This is a genomic window from Pseudaquabacterium rugosum, assembly GCF_038066575.1.
Classification (GTDB): domain Bacteria; phylum Pseudomonadota; class Gammaproteobacteria; order Burkholderiales; family Burkholderiaceae_C; genus Pseudaquabacterium; species Pseudaquabacterium rugosum.
Map to the genome: position 1 here is coordinate 1 of NZ_JBBUTF010000025.1, position 24,057 is coordinate 24,057.

Sequence of the window (24,057 nt, forward strand, 5' to 3'; positions counted from 1 at the left end):
CCTGCGGGCGCCTCCTCCTTGACCTGCGGCATCCGGGCCCGCCACGCCCTCGACCTGGCCACGTGGGCGGTCCTGCGCCGTACGTCGGTATTCGTCATTTCGTGACAAGTGGCGATGCTGCTGGAGTGGCGGGTGGTGTCCTGCGCTTCACGCAGGTCAAGGAGGAGGCGCCCGCAGGGCGTCGGGGGACACGGAGTGAAGCGCAGGGCGCCACCCGTCGCGACCGCGAACACCGGTCCGCCCACCGACACCGGCAAGAAACCGCCTTGTAATTCACCAAATAGAGAACTAAGATCCGCCCCAGACGGAGGAAGGCAGAGCAGAACAGCCGCCAGCCCCTCCCGGGACTCCCCCCGACAGTTCACGATCAGGAGACATCTGATGATCCGCCACCTGCGCGCCACCCTGCGCCTGCTCACCACCTGCGGCCTGCTGGCTGCCAGCGCCACCGTCGCCACGCTGTCCACCGCCGCCCAGGCCGCCGACATCAAGGAACGCAACATCAAGCTGGCCCTCGTCGTCGACCGCGGCACCGCCCAGTACGACGGCGCCGAGAAGTTCGCCGAGCAGGTCAAGGCCCGCAGCGGCGGTCTGCTCAAGGTCCGGATCTTCGGCGGCGGCACCCTGGGCGGGGATCTCCCGGTGCTGTCCTCGCTGCAGGGCGGCACCATCGAGATGACGCTGCTCAACGCCAGCCTGCTGCAGGGCAACGTCAAGGAATTCGCCGTCTTCGACTTCCCCTTCCTGTTCGCCAACGAGAAGGAAGCGGACGCCGTCGTCGACGGCCCCGTCGGCCGCAAGCTGCTGGACCTGCTGCCGGCCAAGGGCCTCGTCGGCCTGGCGTACTGGGAGCTGGGCTTTCGCAACATGCACAACAGCAAGCGAGCGATCACCCGCTGGGAGGACCTGGCGGGCCTGAAGATGCGCGTCATCCAGACCCCGATCTACCTGGATCTGCTCAACACCCTCGGCGCCAATGCCGTGCCGCTGCCCTTCCCCGAGCTCTACACCGCGCTCGAACAGAAGGCCATGGACGGCGCCACGAACCCGCCCATCACGATGAAGGTGCAGAAGTTCGACGAGGTGCAGAAGTTCTATTCGGTCACCCACCACATGTACAACCCCCAGACCCTGCTGATGAGCGGCAAGACCTGGGCCGCGCTGAGCGCCGACGAGCAGAAGATCCTCGTCGACGCCGCGCGTGAAGCCGGCCTGTACGAGCGCAAGGTCTCGCGCCAGAAGAACGCCGAGGCGCTGGCCGAGCTGCGCAAGACCCTGCAGGTCAACGAGGTGTCGCCGGCCGAGCTGGCCCGCATGCGCGACAAGGCCCGGCCGGTCAACGAGAAGTACGCGAAGCAGGTCGGCGAGACGCTGGTCAAGGAGGTCTACGCCGAGATCGACAAGGTGCGCGCCGCGCGCCCGTGAGGCCTGCCGCCCCGGCCCCGCCCCTGCCCGCCGCCGTCCGACCCGCCCGCTCCGTCTGCCCATGCCTGCCACCGTGTCCGCCGCCCCCCTGCTGACCGTGCCCGATCACCCGCTGCTGCTCGACCCGCAGCACGCCCGCGCGGGCACGCCGCGGGCCCTGCCCGACGAGGTCGACGTGCTGGTGGTCGGTGCCGGCGCGGCTGGCCTGGCCGCCGCGCTGGCCGCGGCCATCGATGGCGCGCGGGTGCTGCTGATCGAGCGCACCGGCCATGTGGGTGGCACCTCGGCCTGGTCGGGCGGCACCACCTGGGTGCCGCTGACGGCCCAGGGCCTGGCCGCCAACCCGGCCGATGACAGGTCGCAGGTCGACCGTTATCTGGATGCCGCGGTGGGCGACCATGCGCCGCGTGCGCTGCGCCAGGCCTTTCTCGATCACGGCCCGGGCGTGATCGCCCATCTGGAGCGGCAGGGCGAGCTGCGCTGGCGGCCCTATGCCCGGCATCCGGACTACCTGTCCGAGCTGCCGGGATCCACGCTGCACGGCCGTGCGCTGGAGCCCTTGCCCTTCGATGGCCGCTCGCTCGGCGCGCTGCTGGCCATCCTGCGCCCGCCCATCCCCGAGTTCACCGTGCTCGGCGGCATGATGGTCGACCGCAACGACATCCATCACCTGCTGAACCTGCGCCGCTCGTGGGTCTCGCTGCGCCATGCCGTCCGCCTGCTGGGGCGCCACGCGATCGACCGGCTGAGCCGGCCGCGTGGCACACGGCTGGTGATGGGCAATGCGCTGATCGGCCGCTTCCTGGCCTCGCTGGCCGCGCGCCGTGCCCCGGCCGTCGGCGGCGGTGCGGGCTTCGGCCCCGGCGTGCGGCTGGCCCTCGGCACCGTGCTGGCCCGCATCGACGGGCGCGATGGCGCGGCCGAGGCGGGCCCCTGCACCGTCGAGCTGCACAGCGGCCCGGTGCGCCACCGGCTGTGCGTGCGCGGCGGCATCGTGCTGGCCAGCGGCGGCTTCAACCGCCATCCTCAGCGGCGTGCCGCGCTGCTGCCGGGCATCACCGAGGCCTGGTGCCCGGGCGCACCCGGCCACGGCGGTCAGGCGCAGGATGCGGCGCTGGCCGTCGGGGCGCAGTTCGAGGCCGCGGGCCACAGCCCGGCCTTCTGGGCACCGGTCTCGCTGCGTCGGCGGGCGGACGGCAGCACGGCCGTCTTCCCGCACTTCCTGATGGACCGGGCCAAGCCCGGCTTCGTCGCCGTCGATGGCCGCGGCGAGCGCTTCGTCAACGAGGCGACGTCCTATCACCTGTTCGGCATGGCCTTGCAGGGGCTGGGGCCGGGGTCGGCGGGCGCTGCCGGTGGCCTGCCCCCGCTCCAGTCCGCGCAGGCCTGGCTGATCTGCGACGCCCAGGCCCTGCAGCGCTACGGCATCGGTCTGGTGCGGCCGGGCGGCCAGGGCCTGGCGCCCTTCCTGGCCGACGGCTACCTGCAGCGCGCCGACACGCCGCAGGATCTGGCCCGCCGCCTGCACCTGCCCGAGGCCGCGCTGGCGCGCACGCTGGCGCAGATGAACGCGGCGGCCGCCAGCGGGCACGACGCACGGTTCCACCGCGGCGAGACCGACTACCAGCGCCACATGGGCGATGCCACGCGCGGCCTGAAGAACCCGAACCTGGGGCCGATCGGCCCGGGCCCGTTCTACGCCGTGCGCCTGCAACCGGGCGACATCGGCGCCAGTGCCGGCCTGCGCACCGATGACGCTGCCCGCCTGCTCGATGCCGCGGGCCGGCCGCTGCCCGGGCTGTGGGCCGTCGGCAACGATGCGGCCTCGATCATGGGCGGCATCTACACCGGCCCCGGCATCACGCTGGGCCCGGGCATCGTCTTCGGCACGCTGGCCGGCCGGGCGGCGGCCGAACGGGCCGCCCGCTTCGCGGCCGCCGAGAGCGGTAGGTCCGATCCGGCGCCGGCCCCGGCGTCCACGACCGGCCTGCGCGCCGCGGCCTGAGCGGCATCCCCTCTTTCCGCCTGTTTCTCCGACCCACGATCTCCGCCCCATGCACATCGCCCAGACCCTCAGCGGCGCCACCCGCGTCATCGGCATCATCGGCGACCCGATCGCCCAGGTGAAATCGCCCTCGGGCGTGACCCAGGCGCTGATCGACCGCGGCGTCAACGCCGTCGTCATTCCGCTGCACGTGGCAGCGGACGATCTGGCCGCCGTCATCACCACCGCGCAGCGGGTGCGCAATGTCGACGGCTTCATCATCACCGTGCCGCACAAGCTGGCCACCTACGCGCTGTGCGCGACGGCCACCGAGCGCGCCCGCTTCCTGGAAGGCGTCAACGTGCTGCGCCGCAATCCGGACGGCAGCTGGCATGGCGACCATGCCGACGGTCTGGGCTTCGTCGAGGCCCAGCGCCGCGCGGGCTGCGAGCCGGAAGGCCGGCGCGTGCTGCTGGCCGGCGCCGGTGGTGCGGGCTCGGCCATCGCCCAGGCCGTGCTGGAGGCCGGAGCCGCGCAGCTGGCCATCCACGACGGGGACGCCGTGCGCCGCGATGCGCTGATCGCCCGCCTGGCCACGGTCTTCGGCCCACGCGTGCAGGCCGGCAGCGCCGATCCGCGCGGCTTCGACATCGTCTTCAACGCCACGCCGGCCGGCATGCGGCCCGACGACGGCCTGCCCGTCGACATCAGTGGCCTGCACGGCGGCATGTTCGTCGGTGACGTGATCACGATGCCGGCCGTCACCCCGCTGCTGGAGGCCGCCCGCGCGCTCGGCTGCCGCACGCAGGTGGGCGCCGGCATGTTCGCCGCCGTCTGTGAGCGCATGGTCGACTTCCTGCTGGAGGCCGGTCCGCTGGCCGAGGCGGCGGCGGCCGGTGTGGCGGCGGCCGGTGTGGCCCGGGCCTGAAGCGATGGCCGATCTGTCCGATGTCCCGCGCCTCGGCCAGCCGGTGGCGCTGCGCCGCGAGACGGTCGACCTGCTGGTCATCGGCTCCGGTGCCGGCGGGCTGTCGGCGGCCGTCACCGCGGCCACGCTCGGCCTGCGGGTGCGGGTGGTCGAGAAGGCGCCGGTGCTGGGCGGCACCACCGCCTGGTCCGGCGGCTGGATGTGGCTGCCCGGCCATGCCGATGCCCGTGCGGCCGGCATCACCGACACGCCCGAGGCGGCGCGCACCTACCTGCGCCACGAACTGGGGGCGCACCACGACGAGGCCCGCATCGAGGCCTTCCTGCGCCATGCGCCGGCGATGGTCGACTACTTCCGCCGCCACACCGCGATGGACTTCGTTGCCGGCAACGGCGTCCCGGATTTCCACGGCCGCAGCCCGGGGGCCGTCACCGGTGGTCGGCAGTTGTGTGCCGCGCCCTTCGACGGCCGCCTGCTGGGCGCCGATCTGCAGCGCCTGCGCCCGCCGCTGGGCCTGATCGCGCCCTGGGGCATGGGCATCGCCAGCGGGCCCGATCTGCGCGCCTTCCTGCGCTGCACGCGGGATGCGGGCGCGGCCTGGCATGTGCTGCGGCGGCTGGTGCGCCATGGCCTGGATCTGCTGCGCCACGGCCGCGGTCTGCACCTGGTCAACGGCAATGCGCTGGTCGCGCGCCTGCTGCGGTCGGGCCTGGACCGGGGCGTCGGCTTCTGGTGCGATGCCGCCGCGCAAGGCCTGCTGACCGTGCCCGGCGCCGATGGCCGGCCGCGCGTCAGCGGGGCGCGCATCGCCACGCCTGACGGTGGGATCGAGGTGCAGGCCCGCTGCGGCGTGGTGCTGGCCTGCGGCGGCTTTCCGCATGACGCGGCCCGCATCGCGCAGCGCCTGGCCCATGCCCGGGGCGGCCAGCCGCACTGGTCGGCCGCGCCCGACAGCCTCACCGGCGACGGCCTGCGCCTGGGCGAGGCCGTCGGCGCGGTGGTGGCCGACGATCTGGCCGCCGATGCGGCGTGGGCGCCGGTCTCGCGCGTGCCGCAGGCCGATGGCCGCTGCGGCCACTTCCCGCACCTGATCGAGCGGGCCAAGCCGGGGCTGATCGCCGTCACCCGGGGCGGCCGGCGCTTCGTCAACGAGGCGGACTCCTATTTCGACTTCATGAGCGCGCTGTTCGCCGCCTTGCCACCGGACGAACCGGCGCGCGCCTGGCTGCTGTGCGATCACCGCTTCCTGCGCCGCTACGGCCTGGGCGCGGTGCGGCCGCAGCCGCTGCCCATCGGCGCCCACCTGCGCAGCGGCTACCTGAAGCGCGGTGACACGCTGGCCGCACTTGCCCGAGCCTGCGGCATCGACGCCGCCGTGCTGCAGGACACCGTGGCCACCTACAACCGCCATGCCGCCCGCGGCGAGGACCCCGAGTTCGGCCGCGGCGGCACGCCCTACAACCGCGTCAACGGGGATGCCGAGCACGGCCCCAACCCCTGCGTGGCGCCTCTGGGGGCCGGGCCTTACTACGCGGTCGAGGTGCTGCCTGGCAGCCTGGGCACCTTCGCCGGCCTGCGCTGTGATGCCCGCGGCCGCGTGCTGCAGGCCGATGGCGCCCCGATCGCCGGCCTGTGGGCCGCCGGCAACGACATGGCCAGCGTGATGGGCGGCCGCTACCCGAGCGGCGGCATCACCCTCGGCCCGGCGATGACCTTCGGTTGGATCGTCGGCCATGACGCGGCCGGGCGCGAGCCGGGCGCCGAAGACGGCCGTCCGCCCGCGGCGGCCACCGTGGCGGCCACCGAGGCCAGCGCCGCCACGGCGACGGCCTCGGCCACCCCCTGAACCTTGAACCCTGTTCCCGAACCCCGATCCCGGAAGCCCCTCATGCTCTACGACATCGCCACCCTGAAGCTGCGCCTGTTCACTGCCGGCGCCGCCGCCACCGCCGTCGACGCCTGGTGCCGCGCGCCCGAGTCCCGCGGCACGCTGCTGGGCTGCTGGAGCAGCGACATCGGCGACCTCAACGAGCTGCTGGTGCTGCGCGGCTACCCTGACCTGGAGGCGCTGATGGCCGAGCGCCAGCGCGTGCTGATGGCGGCCGACCCCTACGGCTGCGCCGCCCATCTGGTGCATCTGCAGCTCGACAGTTATGCGCCGTTCCCCGGCCTGCCCGACGTGCAGCCGGGCGAGGCCGGACCGGTCTACGAGATCCGCACCTACGAGCTCAGGACCGGCGGCCTGCAGCCCACGCTGGCCGCCTGGGCCGCCGCGCTGCCCGAGCGCACGAAGGTCTCGCCCTGCACCATCGCGCTGTACGCGCTCGACGGCACGCCGCGCATCACCCACATCTGGCCCTCGCGCACGCTCGACGAGCGCTCGAAGGCGCGTGCCGATGCGGTCAAGGCCGGCGTCTGGCCGCCCAAGGGCGGGCCGGACTGGCTGATGCCGGCGATGAAGTCCGGCATCTGGCTGCCGACCGCCGTCTCGCCGCTGCGCTGAGACCTGCCGCGAGGCCGCGACGGGACCTGGCGCGCCAGACGCCAGGCCCGCCGGCCGTCCGGCCTGCCGGCCCGACCCGCCGGGCCAGGACCCGTGGCCCGCGCCGTGCGCCGGGCCCCGCCGATGACCGATCCAGGAGACCGATGATGAACGCCGTGAGCCGGTGGGGCTGCCGCCTGACCGAAGGATTGATGGTGCTGATGCTGGCCGCGATGGTGGTGATGGTGTTCGCCAACGTCGCGCTGCGCTACCTGTTCGACAGTGGCCTGTCGGCCAGCGAGGAGCTGGCGCGCTGGCTGTTCGTGTGGATGACCTTTCTCGGTGCCGCGCTCGCCTTGCGCGAGGGCGGCCACATGGGCGCCGATCTGGTCATCGACCGCCTGCCGCGGCCGCTGCGGCGCGCGCTGCAGCTGTTCACCTTGCTGTCCATGGCGGCCATCACCGTGCTGATGCTGCAGGGGGCCTGGGCCCAGATGGTGATCAACCGCGAGACGGTGGCGCCGGGCACCGGCGCACCGGTGGCCTGGTTCTACGCCTCGGGTGTGGTGTTTGCCGTCGGCGCGCTGCTGGCCCTGGGCGCCGACATCGTCGCCGTGCTGCGCGGGCAACCGACCGCCGCCGAGCGGGCGCTGGCCGATGCACCGGGCGAAGCCCACGGCGCGACGCCGCCCGCCACCCGTGCGCAGGAGGCCGCATGACCATCGTGCTGTTCCTCGGCTCGCTGCTGGCCGCGATGGCCATCGGCTTTCCGATCGCCTATGCGCTGCTGGCCTCGGGCGTGGCCCTGATGTGGCAGCAGGACCTGTTCGACGCGCAGATCCTGGCGCAGAACGTGATCAACGGTGCCGACAGCTTCCCGCTGCTGGCCGTCCCCTTCTTCATGCTGGCCGGCGAGATCATGAACGTCGGCGGCCTGAGCCGGCGCATCGTCCATCTGGCGCTGACGCTGGTCGGCCACTGGCGTGGCGGTCTGGGCTTCGTCACCATCGTCGCGGCCTGCCTGCTGGCCGCGCTGTCGGGCTCGGCCGTGGCCGACACGGCCGCGCTCGCCGCGCTGCTGCTGCCGATGATGAGGCGTGCCGGCCATGACCCGGCACGCGCCGGCGGCCTGATCGCCGCGGCCGGCATCATCGCGCCGGTGATCCCGCCGTCGATCGGCTTCGTGATGTTCGGCGTCGCGGCCAATGTCTCGATCAGCAAGCTGTTCCTGGCCGGCATCGTGCCGGGGCTGATGCTGGCGGTGGCCATCGCCATCGCCTGGGCCTGGGTGGTGCGGCGCGAGGACGTCGTGCCGCCGCCCCGGGCCAGCTGGGCCGAGCGGGGCCAGGCCCTGCGCGATGCGGTCTGGGCCCTGGTGCTGCCGGTGGTGGTGGTCGGGGGCCTGAAGGCCGGCGTCTTCACGCCGACCGAGGCCGCGGTGGTGGCGGCCGTCTATGCGCTGGCCGTCTCGCTGCTGGTCTACCGCGAGCTGCGTGTGCACCAGCTCTACGCCGTCTTCGCCAGCGCGGCACGCACCACGGCCATCATCATGTTCCTGGTCGCGGCCGCGATGGTCAGCGCCTGGCTGATCACGGTGGCCGACATTCCCGGCCAGATGATCGGCCTGCTGCAGCCGCTGATGGACCGTCCGGTGCTGCTGATGGCCGCCATCCAGCTGCTGATCGTGGCGGTGGGCACGGCGATGGACATGGCGCCCACCATCCTGATCCTGGCGCCGGTGCTGATGCCGGTGGTCAAGGCCGCGGGCATCGATCCGGTGTACTTCGGCGTGCTGTTCGTGATGAACACCGCCATCGGCCTGATCACCCCGCCGGTGGGCACGGTGCTGAACACGGTGGCCGGCGTCGGCAAGCTGAAGTTCGATGCCGTCACCCGCGGCGTGCTGCCCTTCCTGACCGCCCAGATGCTGGTGCTGGTGCTGCTGGTGGCCTTCCCGGCCCTGGTCACCGTGCCGGCGCAATGGCTGACCCGCTGAAACGGATGCGCGCGATGACCGCGATGACCCCCCCCCCGCTGTCGCTGGCCCAGCTGGTCAGCCTGCCCAGCCCGCCGCCCGAACTGCTGCGTCTGGCCGCGGCCACCGGCTGTACCGGCGTCGGCCTGCGGCTGCGGCCCTCGGCCCCGGGCGGGCCCTTCCATGACCTGATCGGCGACCCCGCCCTGCTGCGGCAGACGCAGGCGGTGATGCGCGACACCGGCGTGCGCATCCTCGATCTGGAGGTGCTGCGCCTGACGCCCGAGGTGAGGATCGCCGACTTCGAGCCGCTGCTGGCCACCGGCCAGGCGCTCGGTGCCCGCCATCTGCTGGTCAGCGGCGAGGATGGCGAGCCGCAGCGCCTGCGCGCGAACTTCCACGCGCTGTGCGAGGCGGCCGCGGCCCATGGCCTGAGCGCCGATCTGGAGTTCATGCCCTGGACGGCCGTGTCCTGCCTGCGCGAGGCGGTGGCGGTGCTGCGCGATGTCGACCATCCGGCCGCCGGCCTGCTGGTCGATGCGCTGCACCTGTTCCGCTCGGACAGCCCGCTGGACGAGCTGGCGCAGGTGCCGGCGCACTGGCTGCACTACGCGCAGATCTGCGATGCCCGGCGGCCGGCGCCCACCCGCACCGAGGACCTGATCCACGATGCCCGGCAGGACCGCCTGCTGCCCGGCGAGGGCGATTTCCCGCTGGCCGATCTGCTGGCCCTGCTGCCGCCGACACTGCCGCTGAGCATCGAGATCCCGAGCGTGCGGCGGCTGCAGGCGCTGGGCGCACCGGCCTGGGCGGCGCAGGCGGCACAGGCCGTGCGCGCGCTGCTGGCGCGGACCGGCCGCGCGCCGGGCTGAAGAAGCGCCTTCAGCGCACGTCTTCGAGCACCGCCTGCAGATGCCAGCCGGCGTCGCAGGTCTCGTCCCAGGCGGCTTCGAGCGCCTCGACCTGGTGCTGGGCGGTCTCGGTCTCGCCCCAGGGGATGGTCTGGAAGGCGTCGCCGGCCTCGCGCAGCGCGGTGGCCAGTTGCTCGGTGGCCTGGGCGGCCAGGCTCTGCACCAGCTCGTCCTGGGCCTCGAAGGCGAGGTCGGCGCTCTGGCCCAGCTGGCCGCCCAGCTCGGTGGCGTACTCGGCCAGGCTGGCCACCTGGGTGCTCCAGTCGCTGGAGGCGGCGGCGGCTGCCGGCTCGGCGCTGAGCGCGGCCAGGCGGCTGCGCAGGGCCTGCACGGCCAGCACGATGCGGCTGAAGGCGTCGCCGGCGTCCTCGGCGCTTTCGTCGTCGTGGGCGTGATCGGGGTCGTGGTCGGGGTCGTGGTCGGTCATGGCGGTGTCGTCCGGGATCGGATCGTTCTGCGGATCAGGGAAGGTTGAAGGGGCTGAGCGAGGCTCAGCCGCGGTCGTCGGGGGCGAGGCCATCGGCGCCGTCGGACGGGGCTCCGGTGGGCGCGTCGTGGTCGTCGAGGTCGAGCTCGGCATCGGGCTCGTCGGCCTCGTCATCTGCCTCGTCGCCCAGCGGCCGCAGGCCGCGCGGGTCGCCGATCAGCGCCTTGCGGCCGGCCTTGCGGGCGGCGGTACGCGCGGCGATCTTCGCCTCACGTTCGGCGTCACGCAGCACGGCCTGGGCCTCCCAGGCGATGAACTCCTCGGGCGTCTCCAGCGTCATGCGGCCCCAGGCGCCGGCGCGGAAGTCGTTGAGCACCACCTCGGCGGCCTTCTGCCAGTTGATGCGCCCGCCGCTCATCAGCGCGGCGCGGCGCCGTCCGATCTCCTCCAGCAGCTGCTCGGCCGGCAGGCCCAGATGGGCCTCGGTCAGCTTGTAGCGCTGGCGCAGGGCGTCGGGGTGGCGCACGACGGTGCGCTCCAGCAGCGCCATCGCCACCTCCTGCTCGTCATAGGCATTGCGGCCCACGCTGCCGCCGGCGGCCAGCAGCCAGCCGCTGGTCTCGATGCGGATGCGCGGCCACAGCATGCCGGGCGTGTCGAACAGGTAGCAGTCGGTGGCCAGGTTGATGCGCTGCTCGGTCTTGGTGATGCCGGCCTCGTCGCCGGTCTTGGCCAGCTTGCGGCCGGCCAGGGTGTTGACCAGCGTGGACTTGCCGACGTTGGGCACACCGCAGATCAGCACCCGCACCGGCTTGGCCATGCCGCCGCGGTTGGGCACCAGCGCGCGGCAGGCCTGCACCAGCGCCTGGGCCGGCGCCTTGACGCTGGCGTCCAGGCCGATGGCGCGGGTGTCGGGCCGGGCGCGGAAATGCGCCAGCCACGCCTCGGTGGTGGCGGCGTCGGCGATGTCCTGCTTGTTCAGCACCTTCAGCGAAGGCTTGCCGGCGGTCAATTCCGCCAGCAGCGGGTTCTCGCTGGAGCCGGGCAGGCGTGCATCGAGCAGCTCGATGACGACGTCGATGTCGGGCACACGCTCGCCGATCGCCTTGCGCGTGGCGTGCATGTGGCCGGGAAACCATTGGACAGACATGGCCGGATTGTCGCCGAGGCCGGCCATCCCCTGTCTCCGGCACGGCTCCACGGGTGTCCGCCGGCCCCGTGCGCGCCGTGGGCAGGGGTGTCCATCCCTTGTCCGTCAAGTCCGGGCTCGGGGTGTCCCCCCATGGTCCGGGGCACTCTTTTACTGACAATGTGAGCGGCAAATGCGGGTCCGATCCGGTGCCCGCCGATGCCGCTTCCGGCCCTGGGTCCTCGGCCCTCGGCCCGTCGCCCTCCGCTCGTCAGCCCTCCGCCCGCGCCCTCCGTCATCGCCCATTCCTGCGCCGGTCCGGACCTTCCGTCCGTCCCGTCCGTGATCATGCAGATCCACAGCCGTCTGTCCCTGTCCGCCCACCCCAGCGCCTTCATGCTGCTCGACACCTGGATCGACGGCCAGCGGATGGACGTCGGCCTGGTGCGGCGCTGGTCGGTGACGGGTGGTGGAGACGGTGCAGGGATGGATGCACTGGCCGATGTCGAGGGCCCGCAGCAGGCCGTGCGCCTGCTGCGGGCCCGTCTCGAACGCCGCTCGCCCTGCTGCCGGCTGCACCGCCTGATGCTGGGCGACGTGGCCGATCCACACGACATCGAGACCCGCCTGTGCCAGACGCTCGGACAGTGCGCCGCCGATGACGCCCTGCTGGTCATCTGCACCCGGCGCGACGCCCATGCGCGTGCCCTCCGGACGCTCCATCTGAGGGCTGGGTCGTTCATGCCGGGTCTGGATCTGCTCGATGCGCCGGTGCCCGCGTACGGGCCGTCGCCGTGCACGGCCCGTGCGGCGGCCGGGACCGGGCGGCCGGTCCCGGCAGGAGGGCGTCGGCGCACCGATCGATGCCTGTTGCTGACCGGCTGAAGAGGGGGTTCACCGTCCGTAACGGGGATGTGCAGCGGCTGACGACCAGGTCCCGCACCGTCCACCGTGAACATTTCCGCAGGTCTGTCCCTGGCTGGGTCGCCGTCCGCGCCCGGGCCAGGGTCTGCGACTACATTGCGCGCTTGTTGCCGCCTGACGTTTCGACGCAGCGGCCACATGCGTCCGCGCCACGCAGTACCAGCCGACGACCATGACCTTCCACGCCCGCCTTCTTCTGCCTCAACCCGGCACCCCCCTGATGGTCTTCCACATCCGCCTCGACGGGATGGAGGGCCACCTCGGCCTGGTGCAGGGCCGCCTGGTCGGCGGGCGGCCCGAGGTGTCTGAGCTCGGTCGCCAGTGCATGCTGCGCCTGCGGGCGCTCGGCCTGCGCAGCCATCCGCTGAGCCAGATGGTGGCCGTGGCCGTCGACAACCACGGCCGTCTGGCCGATCTGCTGCGGCGCAGCGCGGGCCTGCTGGAAGCCGGGGACACGCTGCTGCTGCTGTGTCCGGATGCGGCCGCGTACTCGCGTGCCCTGCGTGAGCTGCAGGGCGCACCGTCGGCCCGCCGTGCGGCCATGCCGACGGGCTCCCGGGTCCTGTCCCCCGGCGCACCGCCGCCCGTCCTGCATGAGGTCTGGTCCGGTCCCGCGGACGACGTGCGGCCCCTGGCGGCCGACGGTGTGGCCGAGCCGCGTCCGTTCATGACCCTGGCCTTCGCCTGAGGCCGCGGCCGCGCGGGGAGGGCGCGGCCCCGCGGCCGTCCTGGCCCCGGCGGCCCCCGTCGGCACCCGGTGGCCCCCGTCCGGTGCCCGGGCACGGGCGTGGCGCGTCCGCGTGCACGGCCACGGTGCCGGCCGCACCACCGCGTGGCCTGCGGCGCGTGATCCGCCCACCGTCCACCCCCGGGCGCGCGGCGCGGTGGATGGCACGCTTCTCGCTGTCTGCGAACTCCAGAAGCTGACCAAACGGTCAGAAAGCTGAACACCTCGCCCGAGGTGCCGTCCCCAGCACAGGAGTCCGCGTGACCGCACGTCCCGTCCCCGACCTCCGCGCCGGCCGCCTGCCGGCCGCCGAGTACGCCCGGCGCTTCGCCGATGTGCAGCCGCCGCTGACCGCCGCCCAGGCGGTGCTGGAGGCCGAGCGCTGTCTGTACTGCCATGACGCGCCCTGTGAGACGGCCTGCCCGACCGGCATCCCGGTGCCGCAGTTCATCCGCCGCATCGGTGACGGCAATCTGCGCGGGGCGGCCCAGGCCATCCTGGCGGCCAATCCGCTGGGCGGCCTGTGCGCCCGGGTCTGTCCGACCGAGGAGCTGTGCGAGCAGGTCTGCGTGCGCCACACGCAGCAGGGCCAGCCGATCGCCATCGGCCGCCTGCAGCGCCATGCGGTCGATGCGGTGATGCACCTGCCGCTGCCCACGCTGCTGCCCGCGGCCCCGGCCACCGGGCGGCACGTGGCGGTGGTGGGCGCCGGCCCGGCCGGGCTGGCCTGTGCGCAGCAGCTGGCCCTGCGCGGCCACCGCGTGACCGTGTACGACGCCCATGAGCGGCCGGGCGGCCTCAACGAGTACGGCCTGGCCCGCTACAAGACACCGGGCGACTTCGCCCAGCGCGAGGTGGCCTGGCTGCTGGGCCAGGGCGACATCCGCGTGCGCAGCGGCTGGCGGCTGGAGACCGCGGCGCAGCTGGCATCGCTGCGCGAGGGCCACGACGCCGTGTTCCTCGGCCTCGGCCTGGGCGACACCCAGCGCCTGGGCCTGGACGGCGAGGACCTGTCGGGCGTCGAGGATGCCGTCGCCTTCATCGCCCGCCTGCGCCAGACGGCCGACCTGAGCACCCTGCCGGTGGGCCGCCGCGTGGTGGTGATCGGCGGCGGCATGACGGCCATCGATGCGGCCGTGCAGTGCCGGCTGCTCGGCGCCGAGCAGGTGACGCTGGCCTATCGCCGGGGGGCCGAGACCATGGGCGCCTCGGTCGACGAGCAGCGCTGGGCGCTGCACAACGGTGTGGTCATCCGCCACTGGCTGGCGCCGCAGGCCCTGGTGGGCGAGGGCGGTGCGCTGCGGGCGGTGACGCTGGCGCAGCAGGCGCTGCTGGACGGCCGCCTGGAGCCGACCGGCGAGATCGAGACCCTGCCGGCCGACCTGCTGCTCAAGGCCATCGGCCAGAAGCTGGCCACCCCCTGGGCCACCGACGCCGGCCTGGCCACCGCCGGCGGCAAGCTGCAGGCCGATGCCGACGGCGCGACGCCGCTGCCCGGCGTCTGGGCCGGTGGCGACTGCGTGGCCGGCGGCCGCGACCTCACCGTCTGGGCGGTCGAGCACGGCAAGCGGGCCGCCGCCGCCATCGACCGCCATCTGCGGGGCTGAAGCCCGCCGCCGGCCGCCCGGTCCGTCACCGCGGTGGCCTGCGCCGCCGCGCCCCCTGATCCAGCCCCTCATCTCCGGAGCCACTGCCATGGCCGATCTGCGCAGCACCTTCGTGGGCATCTCCAGCCCCAACCCCTTCTGGCTGGCCAGCGCGCCGCCCACCGACAAGGCCTACAACGTCAACCGCGCCTTCGAGGCGGGCTGGGGCGGCGTGGTCTGGAAGACGCTCGGCGAGGATCCGCCGGTGGTCAACGTGCACGGCCCGCGCTACGGCACGCTGCTGTCGCCCGACCGCCGCGTGCTGGGCTTCAACAACATCGAGCTGATCACCGACCGCCCGCTGGCGCTGAACCTGCAGGAGATCCGCCAGGTCAAGCGCGACTGGCCCGACCGCGCGCTGGTGGTCTCGCTGATGGTGCCCTGCAACGAGCAGAGCTGGAAGACCATCCTGCCGATGGTCGAGGACACCGGCGCCGACGGCATCGAGCTGAACTTCGGCTGCCCGCACGGGATGAGCGAGCGCGGCATGGGCGCGGCCGTCGGCCAGGTGCCCGAGTACATCGAGATGGTCACCGCCTGGTGCAAGCACCACGGCCGCCTGCCGGTGATCGTCAAGCTCACGCCCAACATCACCGATGTGCGGCATCCGGCGCGCGCCGCGAAGCAGGGCGGCGCCGATGCGGTCAGCCTGATCAACACCATCAACTCGATCATCGGCGTCGATCTGGAGACCCTCACGATGACGCCCAGCACCGGCGGCCGGGGCAGCCACGGCGGCTACTGTGGGCCGGCGGTCAAGCCCATCGCGCTGAACATGGTGGCCGAGATCGCGCGTGATCCGCTGACGGCCGGCCTGCCGATCTCGGGCATCGGCGGCGTCAGCAGCTGGCGCGATGCGGCCGAGTTCCTGGCGCTGGGCGCCAGCAATGTGCAGGTCTGCACCGCCGCCATGGTCCATGGCTTCCGCATCGTGCAGGAGATGATCTCCGGCCTGGACAGCTACCTGGACGAGCGCGGCCTGCCCGATCTGGCCGCCATCCAGGGCAAGGCCGTGCCCACGGTCTCGGACTGGCGCTTCCTCAACCTGAACCACGTTTCCAAGGCCGTCATCCGCCCGGACGCCTGCATCCAGTGCGGCCGCTGCCACGTGGTGTGCGAGGACACCTCGCACCAGGCCATCACGGCGCTCAAGAACGGCCAGCGCCACTTCGAGGTGAAGGAGGACGAGTGCGTGGGCTGCAATCTGTGCGTGTCCATCTGCCCGGTGCCCGGCGCGATCACGATGCGTGACCTGGCCCCGGGCGAGGTCGATGCCCGCACCGGACAGCCGGTGCCGGCCGCGCACCGCGACTGGCGCACCCATCCGAACAACCCGCTGCGCGAGGCCGGCGTCGGTGCCGGCGTGGCCCGTCCTTGACCCGATCCTGAGGAGACCGTGCGATGAGTGACACCCTGCTGATCCGTGGCGGCACCGTGGTGAACGCCGACCGTGAGAGCCGTGCCGACGTGCTGTGCGTGGGCGGCCTGATCACCGCCGTGGCGCCCGACCTGGAGGCCCCTGTCGGCGCCACCGTGGTCGATGCCGGCGGCCAGTACGTGATGCCCGGCGGCATCGATCCGCACACCCACATGCAGCTGCCCTTCATGGGCACCGTCACGCGGGACGACTTCTACAGCGGCACCGCCGCCGCCCTGGCCGGCGGCACCACCACCATCATCGACTTCGTGATCCCCGATCCGAAGCAGCCGCTGATGGACGCCTACCGCACCTGGCGCGGCTGGGCCGAGAAGGCCGCCAGCGACCACGCCTTCCACGTCGCCATCACCTGGTGGGACGACAGCGTGCATGCCGACATGGGCACGCTGGTGCGCGAGGAGGGCGTCAACAGCTTCAAGCACTTCATGGCCTACAAGAACGCCATCATGTGCGACGACGAGACGCTGGTGCGCAGCTTCCGTCGGGCGCTGGAGCTGGGCGCCATGCCCACCGTGCACGCCGAGAACGGCGAGCTGGTCTTCCTGCTGCAGCAGGAGGTCAAGGCGCGCGGCGTGACCGGGCCCGAGGGCCATCCGCTGTCGCGCCCGCCGGCCGTCGAGGCCGAGGCCGCGCAGCGCGCCATCGCCATCGCCGACGTGCTGAACGTGCCGATCTACGTCGTGCACGTCTCGTGCGCCGAATCGGCCGAGGCCATCGCCCGCGCCCGCGCCCGCGGCCAGCGCGTGTTCGGCGAGGTGCTGGCCGGCCATCTGCTGATCGACGACAGCGTCTACCGCCATCCGGACTTCGCCTTCGCCGCCGCGCACGTGATGAGCCCGCCCTTCCGCGAGAAGACCCACCAGGAGGCGCTGTGGCGCGGCCTGCAGGCCGGCCATCTGCACACCACCGCGACCGACCATTGCAGCTTCTGCGCCGAGCAGAAGGCGATGGGCCGGCTGGACTTCGGCAAGATCCCCAACGGCACCGGCGGCGTGGAGGAGCGGCTGACCGTGCTGTGGGATGCCGGCGTCAACAGCGGCCGGCTGACGCCCAGCGAGTTCGTCGCCATCACCTCGGCCAACGCGGCCCGGCTGTTCAACCTCTATCCGCGCAAGGGCCTGGTGGCGCCGGGCGCCGATGCCGATCTGGTGGTCTGGGATCCGGCGGCCCACCACACGATCTCGGTGGCCAGCCAGCACTCGCGGGGCGACTTCAACCTCTTCGAAGGCCGCCCGGTCGTGGGCCGGCCCAGCCACACCGTCAGCCAGGGCCGCGTCGTCTGTGCCCTGGGCGATCTGCGGGCCGAGCGCGGCGCCGGCCGCTACCTGAAGCGCCCGCCCTTCGGCCCGCAGTTCAGCGCGCTGGGCAAGCGGGCCGCGCTGCAGGCGCCCACGCCCGTCCTGCGCTGACCCCACCCCTGATTCCGGAGCTCTCCCATGACCGCGCTCACCGCCCTGGACCTTGCCACCCTGCGCATCAACGGCCCGCGCCTGTGGGCCAGCCTGATGGAGCTGGCCACCATCGGCGCCACGCCCAAGGGCGGCGTCTGCCGGCTGGCGCTCACCGCGCTCGACGGCCAGGGCCGCGACCTCGTCACCCGCTGGGCGCGCGAGGCCGGCCTGACCGTCACCGTCGACCGGATCGGCAACATCTTCATGCGCCGCCCGGGCCGTGACGACAGCCTGCCGCCCATCGTCACCGGCAGCCACATCGACACCCAGCCCACCGGCGGCAAGTTCGACGGCAACTACGGCGTGCTGGCCGGGCTGGAGGTGATGCGCACGCTCAACGACCTGGGCCTGCAGACCGAAGCCCCGCTGGAGGTGGTGGCCTGGACCAACGAGGAGGGCTCGCGCTTCGTGCCGGTGATGATGGGCTCGGGCGTGTTCGCCGGCGCCTTCAGCCTGGAGACCGCCCATGCCGCGACCGACCTGGACGGCAGGACGGTGAAGGACGAGCTGCAGGCCATCGGCTACCTCGGCGCCGAGGTGCCGGGTCAGCATCCGATCGGCGCCTATTTCGAGACCCACATCGAGCAGGGCCCGGTGCTGGAGGACCACGGCAAGACCATCGGCATCGTCACCGGCGTGCTGGGCATCCGCTGGTACGACTGCGTGGTCACCGGCATGGAGGCCCATGCCGGCCCGACGCCGATGGCCCTGCGCAAGGATGCGCTGCAGGTCGCCACGCGGCTGATGCAGCAGGTGGTGGCCTGCGCCCACCGCCATCCGCAGGCCGATGGCGTGAACCACGGCCGCGGCACCGTCGGCATGGTGCAGGTCTTCCCGAACAGCCGCAACGTGATCCCGGGCCGCGTCACCTTCAGCATCGACCTGCGCAATGCCAGCGACGCGCTGTGCGACGCGATGGACGCCGACATCCGCGCCGTGGCCGCGCGCCTGGCGGCCGACAGCGGCCTGTCCATCACGATCACGCCGGTGTCGGCCTACCCGGCCCAGCCCTTCCATGCCGACTGCGTGCAGGCGGTGGCCGCCGCCGCCGAGCGCCTGGGCTACAGCGCGATGCCGGCGGTCTCGGGCGCCGGCCACGATGCCGTCTACATGGCCCGTCTGGCGCCGGCCGGCATGATCTTCATCCCGTGCAAGGACGGCATCAGCCACAACGAGATCGAGGACGCCGATCCGGCCCACATCGAGGCCGGCTGCAACGTGCTGTTGCAGGCGATGCTGGAGCGCGCGGGCTGAAGGCCTGGGCCTGGGCCTGGGCCTGGGCGCGGGCGCGGGCGCGGGCCCTCGACCCGGGGGCGCGGCGCCCAGGGCCCGGCCGGCGTCAGGGCTGGACCGGCAGCCGCCGCAGCGTGGCCGGGGCGCCATCGTGCAGCAGCTCGGCCAGCGTCAGCACCTGTTCCAGGTGATGGACGCCGGGCGGCAGCCGGCCGTCGAGCAGCAGGCGGGCCACGCGGGCGGCCACGGCCGCGGTGCAGGCGGCTTCGCCGTCGCCGCCCAGCGCCCAGGCGGCGCGCTGTCCGGCAGCGCCCAGGGCCTCGACCTGCACGCAGAAGCCGGTGCCCCCGACCGGCAGCCGGGCCGCGCTCCAGGCCAGCAGCCGCGCCAGGCCCGCCATCGGCAGCCAGCGCGGGGCGCGCACCCAGGCTAGGCCGGCCAGCAGCGCCGTCACCCACCGCGAGTCCAGGCACAGCCAGGTCGCGGCCGAATCCAGCGGCAGGGTCCGCGGCAGCGTGTGCTGGTCCGAGAAGTCGAAGCGCCAGGCCCGGCGGCGACCCAGCGGTGCCGGCAGGCGCACCCGGCGCGCGTCGCCGAAGCCGCGCACGGTGTGCGGGCCCGTGCCGGTGTGCAGCGTGTAGGGCCGGCCCAGACGCGCCAGCGTCCAGCCGATGGCGGCCAGGCCGTGCACCTCGCCCGCGCCCAGCAGCACCGTGATGTCCGCGTGTCTCAGCGGTCCCAGCCGCTCGCAGGCCTCGCGCACCAGCAGATGGCTCAGCCCCGGGGCGACGCCGACGCTCAGCACCGCGCAGCTGTGCGCCGCGCCGGGCGTGCCGGTGCCCGGCGCCGCGGCCGTCCACTGCGCTTGCACCGCCTGCAGCACCTCGGCCGTGGCGGAGACGTCGACATAGTGGATGCCGGCGGCCCGGCATTGCGCCGCCAGCCCCGGGCTCAGCGCCTCCACGCCGTTGACCAGCACGGCCGCGCCCTCGGCCAGGGTGGCCGGTGCCAGCCGGCCGTCGGCGTCCAGCGCCACGGCCCGCACGCGCGGGCCCAGCGGCTGGCAGAAGGCCTCGGCCTGCGCCAGGCGGCGGCCGACGACGCCGATGCGGCAGCGGCTGTCCCGCAGCAGCGTGCGCACGATGCCGCTGCCGACCGCACCGTAGCCGCCGACCACCAGCACCCGGGGGGCGGGATCCCGGTCCGGCGGCGGCGGTGCGGACGGTCCGTGCATCGATGGGGGCCGGGGCTCGATCCGCGGCCGGGGGGTGGGCATGAAGGTTCTCCTGCGCTCTGGTCAGCCCCCATGCTAGAAAGCGATGAGAATCATTCTCGTCATCTGACACAGGAAATCGGGAGCGATGCGCATGCGAAACGGAGCCGATCCCGGCTGCACGGGCGCCGCGGCCGACGCGGCCGACGGCTGGATCGAACGGACCGTGCTGGCCGACGGGCTGACGCTGGTCAGCTCGCGCTACCCGCCGTCGGTCGACCGGGTCGAGGCCTCGGACCAGGATGCGGCCGGCCCGACGCTGGTGATCACCTACGGGCTGGCCGGCGAGTCCTGCTTCGTCGCTGAGGACGGCGCCCGGGTGCGCTTTGCCGCCGGTCGGACCACCTTGACCGCCTTTGCCCGCACGCGCGGTGAGCGGCACATCCAGGCCGGCGTCGCCGTGCGCCAGTTGCGCCTGGTGCTGCACGGCCCGGCCTTGCTGCGCTATCTGGGTGAGGCGGCGGTGGCGCGCCTGGCCAGCCGCCGCGGTCTGATGCATCTGGGCGAGCAGGCGACCGCGCCCTGGTGCCGGCAGCTGCTGCGGCCACTGCTGCGGCCGGACGGCACGGCGCCGGTGGACCGCCACATCGCGGCCCTGACGCTGGCGGCCGAGCACCTGCGCCCGCTGGCGGCGGCCCTGTCCGGGGTGCCCGCAGCCGGGGCGGCGCGTGCAGCGGCAGCAGAGGCCGGATCGCCGCTCCGCCTGTCGATGGCCGATCTGCAGAAGCTGGCCCGTGCCCGCGACCTGATGCAGCAGCGGCTGGACCAGCCGCTGACCCTGCCCGCGCTGTGCCGGGCCGTCGGCCTCAACGAGTGCACGTTCAAGCGGGGCTTTCGGGAGGTGCATGGCCGCACGCCGCGCCAGTACCTGATCGGCCTGCGCATGCAGCGCGCCCAGGCGCTGTTGCACGCCGGGCTGCCGGTGTCGCAGGTCGGCCAGGCGGTGGGCTACCGGCATGCGGCGAGCTTCAGCGCCGCCTACCGCCGCCACCACGGCGTGGCGCCGTCCACCGTCGGGCGTTGAGGTCCGGGCGGACGGCAGGCTCACGCGCCCGCACCAGCCCCCACGGCCCGGCGCCGGCCGTGCGCCCCGGCTAGCCCAGCCCGCAGCCCTTGAGCACCATGCCGAGCACGTGCGCCTCGGCGCGTGCGTGGTCTTCGGCCGTCAGCGTCTCGCGGCCCAGCACGGCGCGGATCTGCACGTCGAAGTCGGCATAGGTCTGGGTCATCGCCCACAGCGTGAAGAACAGGTGGGTGCTGTCGAGCGGCGGCAGGCGGCCTTCGGCGATCCAGCCGTCGAGCACCGCGGCCTTGTCGCGCACCATCGCGTGCAGATGGCCGCGCAGGGCCTCGCCGACCACCGGCGCGCCGTGCAGCAGCTCGTTGGCGAAGACGCGGCTGGCGTCCGGCCGTTCGCGGCTGAGCGCCATCTTGCGGCGCACGTAGTGGCTCAGCGCCTCGCGCGGGTCGGCCTCGGGCACCAGCGCGTCGGTCGGGTCCAGCCAGTCGGCCAGCACCGCGTCGAGCACGGCCTGGTAGAGCTCGCGCTTGTGGCCGAAGTAGTAGTGCAGATTGGCCTTGGGCAGGCCGGCCACCTCGGCGATCTCGGCCATGGTGGCGCCCTGGAAGCCGGTGCGCGCGAACACCTGCTCGGCCGCACGCAGGATGGCGGCCTCGTTGGCCTGGCGGATCTGGCCCTTGCGGGGCGCCGGGGGGGCGGTCGTCATGGGGCGGCGAGCTTAACCGCAGCAGGGGCGGGCGGCCACCGCCCGCGGCCGCTCAGGGGGGCGGATCGGGGGCCGGATCAGGGGGCCGGATCGCCGTCCAGCAGCCGCTGCAGCGGCCAGGCCTCGCGGCAGACGCAGTCGGCGATGGCCTCGATGTCGGTCAGCGCCAGCAGGGGTGGCCGGTCCTCGTCGCTGAGCGGGTAGGGGCCTTCGGCCGCGTCGGTGGCCACCGCCACGCGGCCCGGCCACTGCGGGCCCAGCGGTGGCTGCCCGACGCTGGGCCGCCAGACCTCCAGCTTGGGGAAACCGCCCTGCTTGAAGCCCTCGATTAGCACCAGGTCGCACGGCGACAGATGGCCGAGCAGCTCGCGCAGCGTGGGCTCGGGCGCGCCGCGCAGCTCGTGCATCAGCGCCCAGCGGCTGCGGCCGATCAGCACCACCTCCTGGCTGCCGGCCTCGCGCAGGCGGTGGCTGTCCTTGCCCGGGCGGTCGACCTCGATGTCCTTGTGCGAGTGCTTGATCAGCGAGACGCTCAGGCCGCGCGCGCGCAGTGCGGGGATCAGCCGTTCGAGCAGGGTGGTCTTGCCCATGCCGGAACGGCCGGCGATACCGAAGATCTTCATGTGCTGGATCAGGGTCGGGGGACGGCGTCTGCGGCACGATGGCGGGCGGAGCGGCGCGGGGCCGTCTCCGCCGACGACGGCCGCGGCACGGTCGTCCATTGCAGGGCCGTCGAGGCCGGGGGAGTCTACGTGGACACAGCGCGACGCGCGTGGTTGTTCGGCCGCCGTCCGGCGGCGGCGCAGGGGGCTGCGGCGGCCCGGCCGGCCGGTGCTGACGGGGGTGCTGATGCGGGTGCCGACGCCGGTGCCGGTGCCGGTGCCGATGCCCGTGCCGTGCCCGAGGGCGCAGCACCGGCGGCCGGTCCGGCCGTGCCGCGGCAGGTCGCCCGCCCGCAGCCGGGCTGTCTGGCCCTGCGCGGCATCGACTGCCGGCTGTGCGCCGACAGCTGCGAGCCGCGCGCCCTGCGCTTCCGGCCGCGCCAGGGCGGCATGCCCCTGCCGGTGGTCATCGAGGCCGATTGCAGCGGCTGCGGCGATTGCCTGGCGGTGTGCCCGACCGCCGCGCTGCTGCTGGTGCCGGTGACGGCGGCCGCCGCCGCGGCCGGCCGGGCCTGAGCCCCCGCCGGCGGAGTCGGCGGGGCGCGCGCCGCCCGTCCAGGCGGGATGGACGCCCGCTCAGGCCGGTTCAGGCGCTCAGTGCGGGCTCTTCACCGGCACGGCCGGCACCGCCGTCGACACCTCGCCCGCCTTGGGCGCGCCGATGGGCTGGACGATCGGCGGCAGCGTGTGGGCGATGCCCTTGTGGCAGTCGATGCAGGTCTGGCCGGCGCCGAAGGCCGTCTGGTGGCGGGTCGCCGCGCGGCTGTTCTGCTCCGCGTAGTCCATCGACGCGAAGTTGTGGCAGTTGCGGCACTCGCGGCTGTCGTTGGCCTTCATGCGGTCCCACTCGTGCTGGGCCAGGATCGGCCGCTTGGCGTTGAACTTCTCCGGCGTGTCGATCGAGCCCAGGATCTTGTGCAGCACCTCGTTGCTCGCCTGGATCTTGCGGATCATCTTCGGGCCCCATTCCTTGGGCACGTGGCAGTCCGGGCAGGTGGCGCGCACGCCGGTGCGGTTCTGGTAGTGGATGGTGTTGCGGTACTCGACGTAGACGTTGTCCTTCATCTCGTGGCAGGAGATGCAGAAGGCCTCGCGGTTGGTCCATTCCATCGCGGTGTTGAAGCCGCCCCAGAACAGGATGCCCAGCACGAAGGCGCCGGACAGCATCCAGAAGCGCTTGGTGCGCACCAGCGCGCGCACGCAGGTCAGAAGGCCGCTCATCGGGAATGCTCCGTCACTGCAGGCCACGGGCCCGCTGGTAGGTGTTGCTCACCAGCGGCTTGGCATCGCTCTGCGGCACGTGGCACTGGGTGCAGAAGTAGCGCCGCGGGCTGACCTGGTCGAGCTCCACGCCGTCGCGGGTCTTGAAGTGGGTGACGCTGATCTTGGTCGCGCCGCTTTCCTTGGTCTTCTGCCAGGCATGGCAGTCCATGCACTTGTTGAAGTTCTTCGTCACCTGGTAGCCGGTGATGGTGTGCGGGATCAGCGGCGGCTGCTGCACGAAGTCGCGGTCGCCGACCGGGTGGTCGCGCTCCTGGCGGTGGTTGGCCGGCGGGGCGTCCTGGCTCAGCGGCAGGCCCTGGCGCAGGCCCTGCAGCTTGACCGGTGCGGACGCGGGGGTGTCGGCGGCGCGGGCCATGTCGTGGCCGATGGCCACCAGGGCCACGGCGAGCCCCAGCAGCAGCAGGGACTTGAGGCGGGCGAGCAGGTTCATG

Annotated in this window: 23 protein-coding genes; 16 read left to right on the forward strand and 7 right to left on the reverse strand. The window is 73.4% G+C overall.

What is annotated here, in order from left to right; translation table 11 throughout:
* Nucleotides 1-381: 381 nt before the first annotated feature.
* The 8 genes from AACH11_RS21175 (at nucleotide 382) to AACH11_RS21210 (ending at nucleotide 9,666) form a co-directional block, all read left to right on the forward strand.
* Nucleotides 382-1,425: a TRAP transporter substrate-binding protein gene (locus AACH11_RS21175; protein ID WP_341376266.1), complete on the forward strand. Its 1,044-nt coding sequence runs from the start codon at nucleotides 382-384 to the stop codon at nucleotides 1,423-1,425.
* A 73-nt stretch (nucleotides 1,426-1,498) separates the two neighbouring features.
* Nucleotides 1,499-3,430 (forward strand): FAD-dependent oxidoreductase, encoded by a 1,932-nt coding sequence (locus AACH11_RS21180; protein ID WP_341376267.1) that lies wholly within the window; start codon nucleotides 1,499-1,501, stop codon nucleotides 3,428-3,430.
* A 49-nt stretch (nucleotides 3,431-3,479) separates the two neighbouring features.
* Entirely contained in the window at nucleotides 3,480-4,337 is an 858-nt protein-coding gene (locus AACH11_RS21185) for a shikimate dehydrogenase family protein (RefSeq protein ID WP_341376268.1), read from the forward strand.
* Nucleotides 4,338-4,341: 4 nt separating this feature from the next.
* Nucleotides 4,342-6,183, forward strand: a complete 1,842-nt coding sequence (locus tag AACH11_RS21190; protein WP_341376269.1) for an FAD-dependent oxidoreductase — start codon at nucleotides 4,342-4,344, stop codon at nucleotides 6,181-6,183.
* Between the two features lie 42 nt (nucleotides 6,184-6,225).
* On the forward strand, nucleotides 6,226-6,840 hold the full coding sequence (locus AACH11_RS21195) for an NIPSNAP family protein (protein WP_341376270.1): 615 nt from the start codon (nucleotides 6,226-6,228) through the stop codon (nucleotides 6,838-6,840).
* 146 nt (nucleotides 6,841-6,986) lie between these two features.
* Entirely contained in the window at nucleotides 6,987-7,538 is a 552-nt protein-coding gene (locus AACH11_RS21200) for a TRAP transporter small permease (RefSeq protein WP_341376271.1), read from the forward strand.
* Nucleotides 7,535-8,815 carry a TRAP transporter large permease subunit gene (locus AACH11_RS21205; RefSeq protein ID WP_341376272.1) on the forward strand — a complete coding sequence of 427 codons (1,281 nt, stop codon included), beginning with the start codon at nucleotides 7,535-7,537 and terminating at the stop codon, nucleotides 8,813-8,815. The genes AACH11_RS21200 and AACH11_RS21205 overlap by 4 nt, the downstream gene beginning before the upstream one ends.
* Nucleotides 8,816-8,829: 14 nt before the next feature.
* On the forward strand, nucleotides 8,830-9,666 hold the full coding sequence (locus AACH11_RS21210; protein ID WP_341376273.1) for a sugar phosphate isomerase/epimerase family protein: 837 nt from the start codon (nucleotides 8,830-8,832) through the stop codon (nucleotides 9,664-9,666).
* A gap of 10 nt (nucleotides 9,667-9,676) precedes the next feature.
* Here the strand turns inward: AACH11_RS21210 and AACH11_RS21215 are convergent, their stop codons facing one another.
* Both AACH11_RS21215 and ylqF read right to left on the reverse strand, forming a co-directional pair.
* On the reverse strand, nucleotides 9,677-10,132 hold the full coding sequence (locus tag AACH11_RS21215) for a hypothetical protein (RefSeq protein ID WP_341376274.1): 456 nt from the start codon (nucleotides 10,130-10,132) through the stop codon (nucleotides 9,677-9,679).
* 64 nt (nucleotides 10,133-10,196) lie between these two features.
* Nucleotides 10,197-11,282, reverse strand: a complete 1,086-nt coding sequence (gene ylqF / locus AACH11_RS21220; RefSeq protein WP_341376275.1) for a ribosome biogenesis GTPase YlqF — start codon at nucleotides 11,280-11,282, stop codon at nucleotides 10,197-10,199.
* A gap of 327 nt (nucleotides 11,283-11,609) precedes the next feature.
* Between ylqF and AACH11_RS21225 the strand changes: the two genes are divergently transcribed.
* From AACH11_RS21225 to AACH11_RS21250, 6 genes are all read left to right on the forward strand, one after another.
* Nucleotides 11,610-12,146, forward strand: coding sequence for a hypothetical protein (locus AACH11_RS21225; protein WP_341376276.1), 537 nt, complete (start codon nucleotides 11,610-11,612; stop codon nucleotides 12,144-12,146).
* A gap of 211 nt (nucleotides 12,147-12,357) precedes the next feature.
* The gene (locus AACH11_RS21230; RefSeq protein WP_341376277.1) at nucleotides 12,358-12,873 is read left to right on the forward strand and encodes a hypothetical protein; all 516 of its coding nucleotides are present in this window, start codon (nucleotides 12,358-12,360) and stop codon (nucleotides 12,871-12,873) included.
* Between the two features lie 299 nt (nucleotides 12,874-13,172).
* Nucleotides 13,173-14,519 (forward strand): NAD(P)-dependent oxidoreductase, encoded by a 1,347-nt coding sequence (locus tag AACH11_RS21235; protein WP_341376278.1) that lies wholly within the window; start codon nucleotides 13,173-13,175, stop codon nucleotides 14,517-14,519.
* Between the two features lie 88 nt (nucleotides 14,520-14,607).
* Nucleotides 14,608-15,936, forward strand: a complete 1,329-nt coding sequence (preA, locus tag AACH11_RS21240; RefSeq protein ID WP_341376279.1) for an NAD-dependent dihydropyrimidine dehydrogenase subunit PreA — start codon at nucleotides 14,608-14,610, stop codon at nucleotides 15,934-15,936.
* A 23-nt stretch (nucleotides 15,937-15,959) separates the two neighbouring features.
* Nucleotides 15,960-17,405: a dihydropyrimidinase gene (gene hydA / locus AACH11_RS21245; RefSeq protein WP_341376280.1), complete on the forward strand. Its 1,446-nt coding sequence runs from the start codon at nucleotides 15,960-15,962 to the stop codon at nucleotides 17,403-17,405.
* Nucleotides 17,406-17,432: 27 nt separating this feature from the next.
* Nucleotides 17,433-18,701, forward strand: a complete 1,269-nt coding sequence (locus AACH11_RS21250; RefSeq protein ID WP_341376281.1) for a Zn-dependent hydrolase — start codon at nucleotides 17,433-17,435, stop codon at nucleotides 18,699-18,701.
* Nucleotides 18,702-18,786: 85 nt separating this feature from the next.
* On the opposite strand, the gene AACH11_RS21255 is transcribed toward AACH11_RS21250, so the two are convergent.
* A complete protein-coding gene (locus tag AACH11_RS21255; RefSeq protein WP_341376282.1) occupies nucleotides 18,787-19,956 on the reverse strand; it encodes a saccharopine dehydrogenase NADP-binding domain-containing protein in 1,170 nt (389 codons plus the stop codon).
* A gap of 91 nt (nucleotides 19,957-20,047) precedes the next feature.
* Between AACH11_RS21255 and AACH11_RS21260 the strand changes: the two genes are divergently transcribed.
* Entirely contained in the window at nucleotides 20,048-20,977 is a 930-nt protein-coding gene (locus AACH11_RS21260) for an AraC family transcriptional regulator (RefSeq protein ID WP_341376283.1), read from the forward strand.
* A gap of 70 nt (nucleotides 20,978-21,047) precedes the next feature.
* On the opposite strand, the gene AACH11_RS21265 is transcribed toward AACH11_RS21260, so the two are convergent.
* A complete protein-coding gene (locus AACH11_RS21265) occupies nucleotides 21,048-21,680 on the reverse strand; it encodes a TetR/AcrR family transcriptional regulator (RefSeq protein WP_341376284.1) in 633 nt (210 codons plus the stop codon).
* A gap of 77 nt (nucleotides 21,681-21,757) precedes the next feature.
* Nucleotides 21,758-22,303 carry a molybdopterin-guanine dinucleotide biosynthesis protein B gene (gene mobB / locus AACH11_RS21270; RefSeq protein ID WP_341376285.1) on the reverse strand — a complete coding sequence of 182 codons (546 nt, stop codon included), beginning with the start codon at nucleotides 22,301-22,303 and terminating at the stop codon, nucleotides 21,758-21,760.
* A 129-nt stretch (nucleotides 22,304-22,432) separates the two neighbouring features.
* On the opposite strand from mobB, the gene AACH11_RS21275 reads away from it, so the two are divergent.
* On the forward strand, nucleotides 22,433-22,858 hold the full coding sequence (locus AACH11_RS21275) for a 4Fe-4S dicluster domain-containing protein (RefSeq protein WP_341376286.1): 426 nt from the start codon (nucleotides 22,433-22,435) through the stop codon (nucleotides 22,856-22,858).
* Nucleotides 22,859-22,936: 78 nt separating this feature from the next.
* Here AACH11_RS21275 and AACH11_RS21280 read toward each other — a convergent pair whose 3' ends face one another.
* Together AACH11_RS21280 and AACH11_RS21285 are read right to left on the reverse strand one after the other, a co-directional pair.
* Complete coding sequence (locus AACH11_RS21280; protein WP_341376325.1) at nucleotides 22,937-23,509, reverse strand: NapC/NirT family cytochrome c; 573 nt, start codon at nucleotides 23,507-23,509, stop codon at nucleotides 22,937-22,939.
* Nucleotides 23,510-23,576: 67 nt separating this feature from the next.
* Nucleotides 23,577-24,056, reverse strand: coding sequence for a nitrate reductase cytochrome c-type subunit (locus AACH11_RS21285; protein ID WP_341376287.1), 480 nt, complete (start codon nucleotides 24,054-24,056; stop codon nucleotides 23,577-23,579).
* Nucleotide 24,057 lies beyond the last annotated feature (1 nt).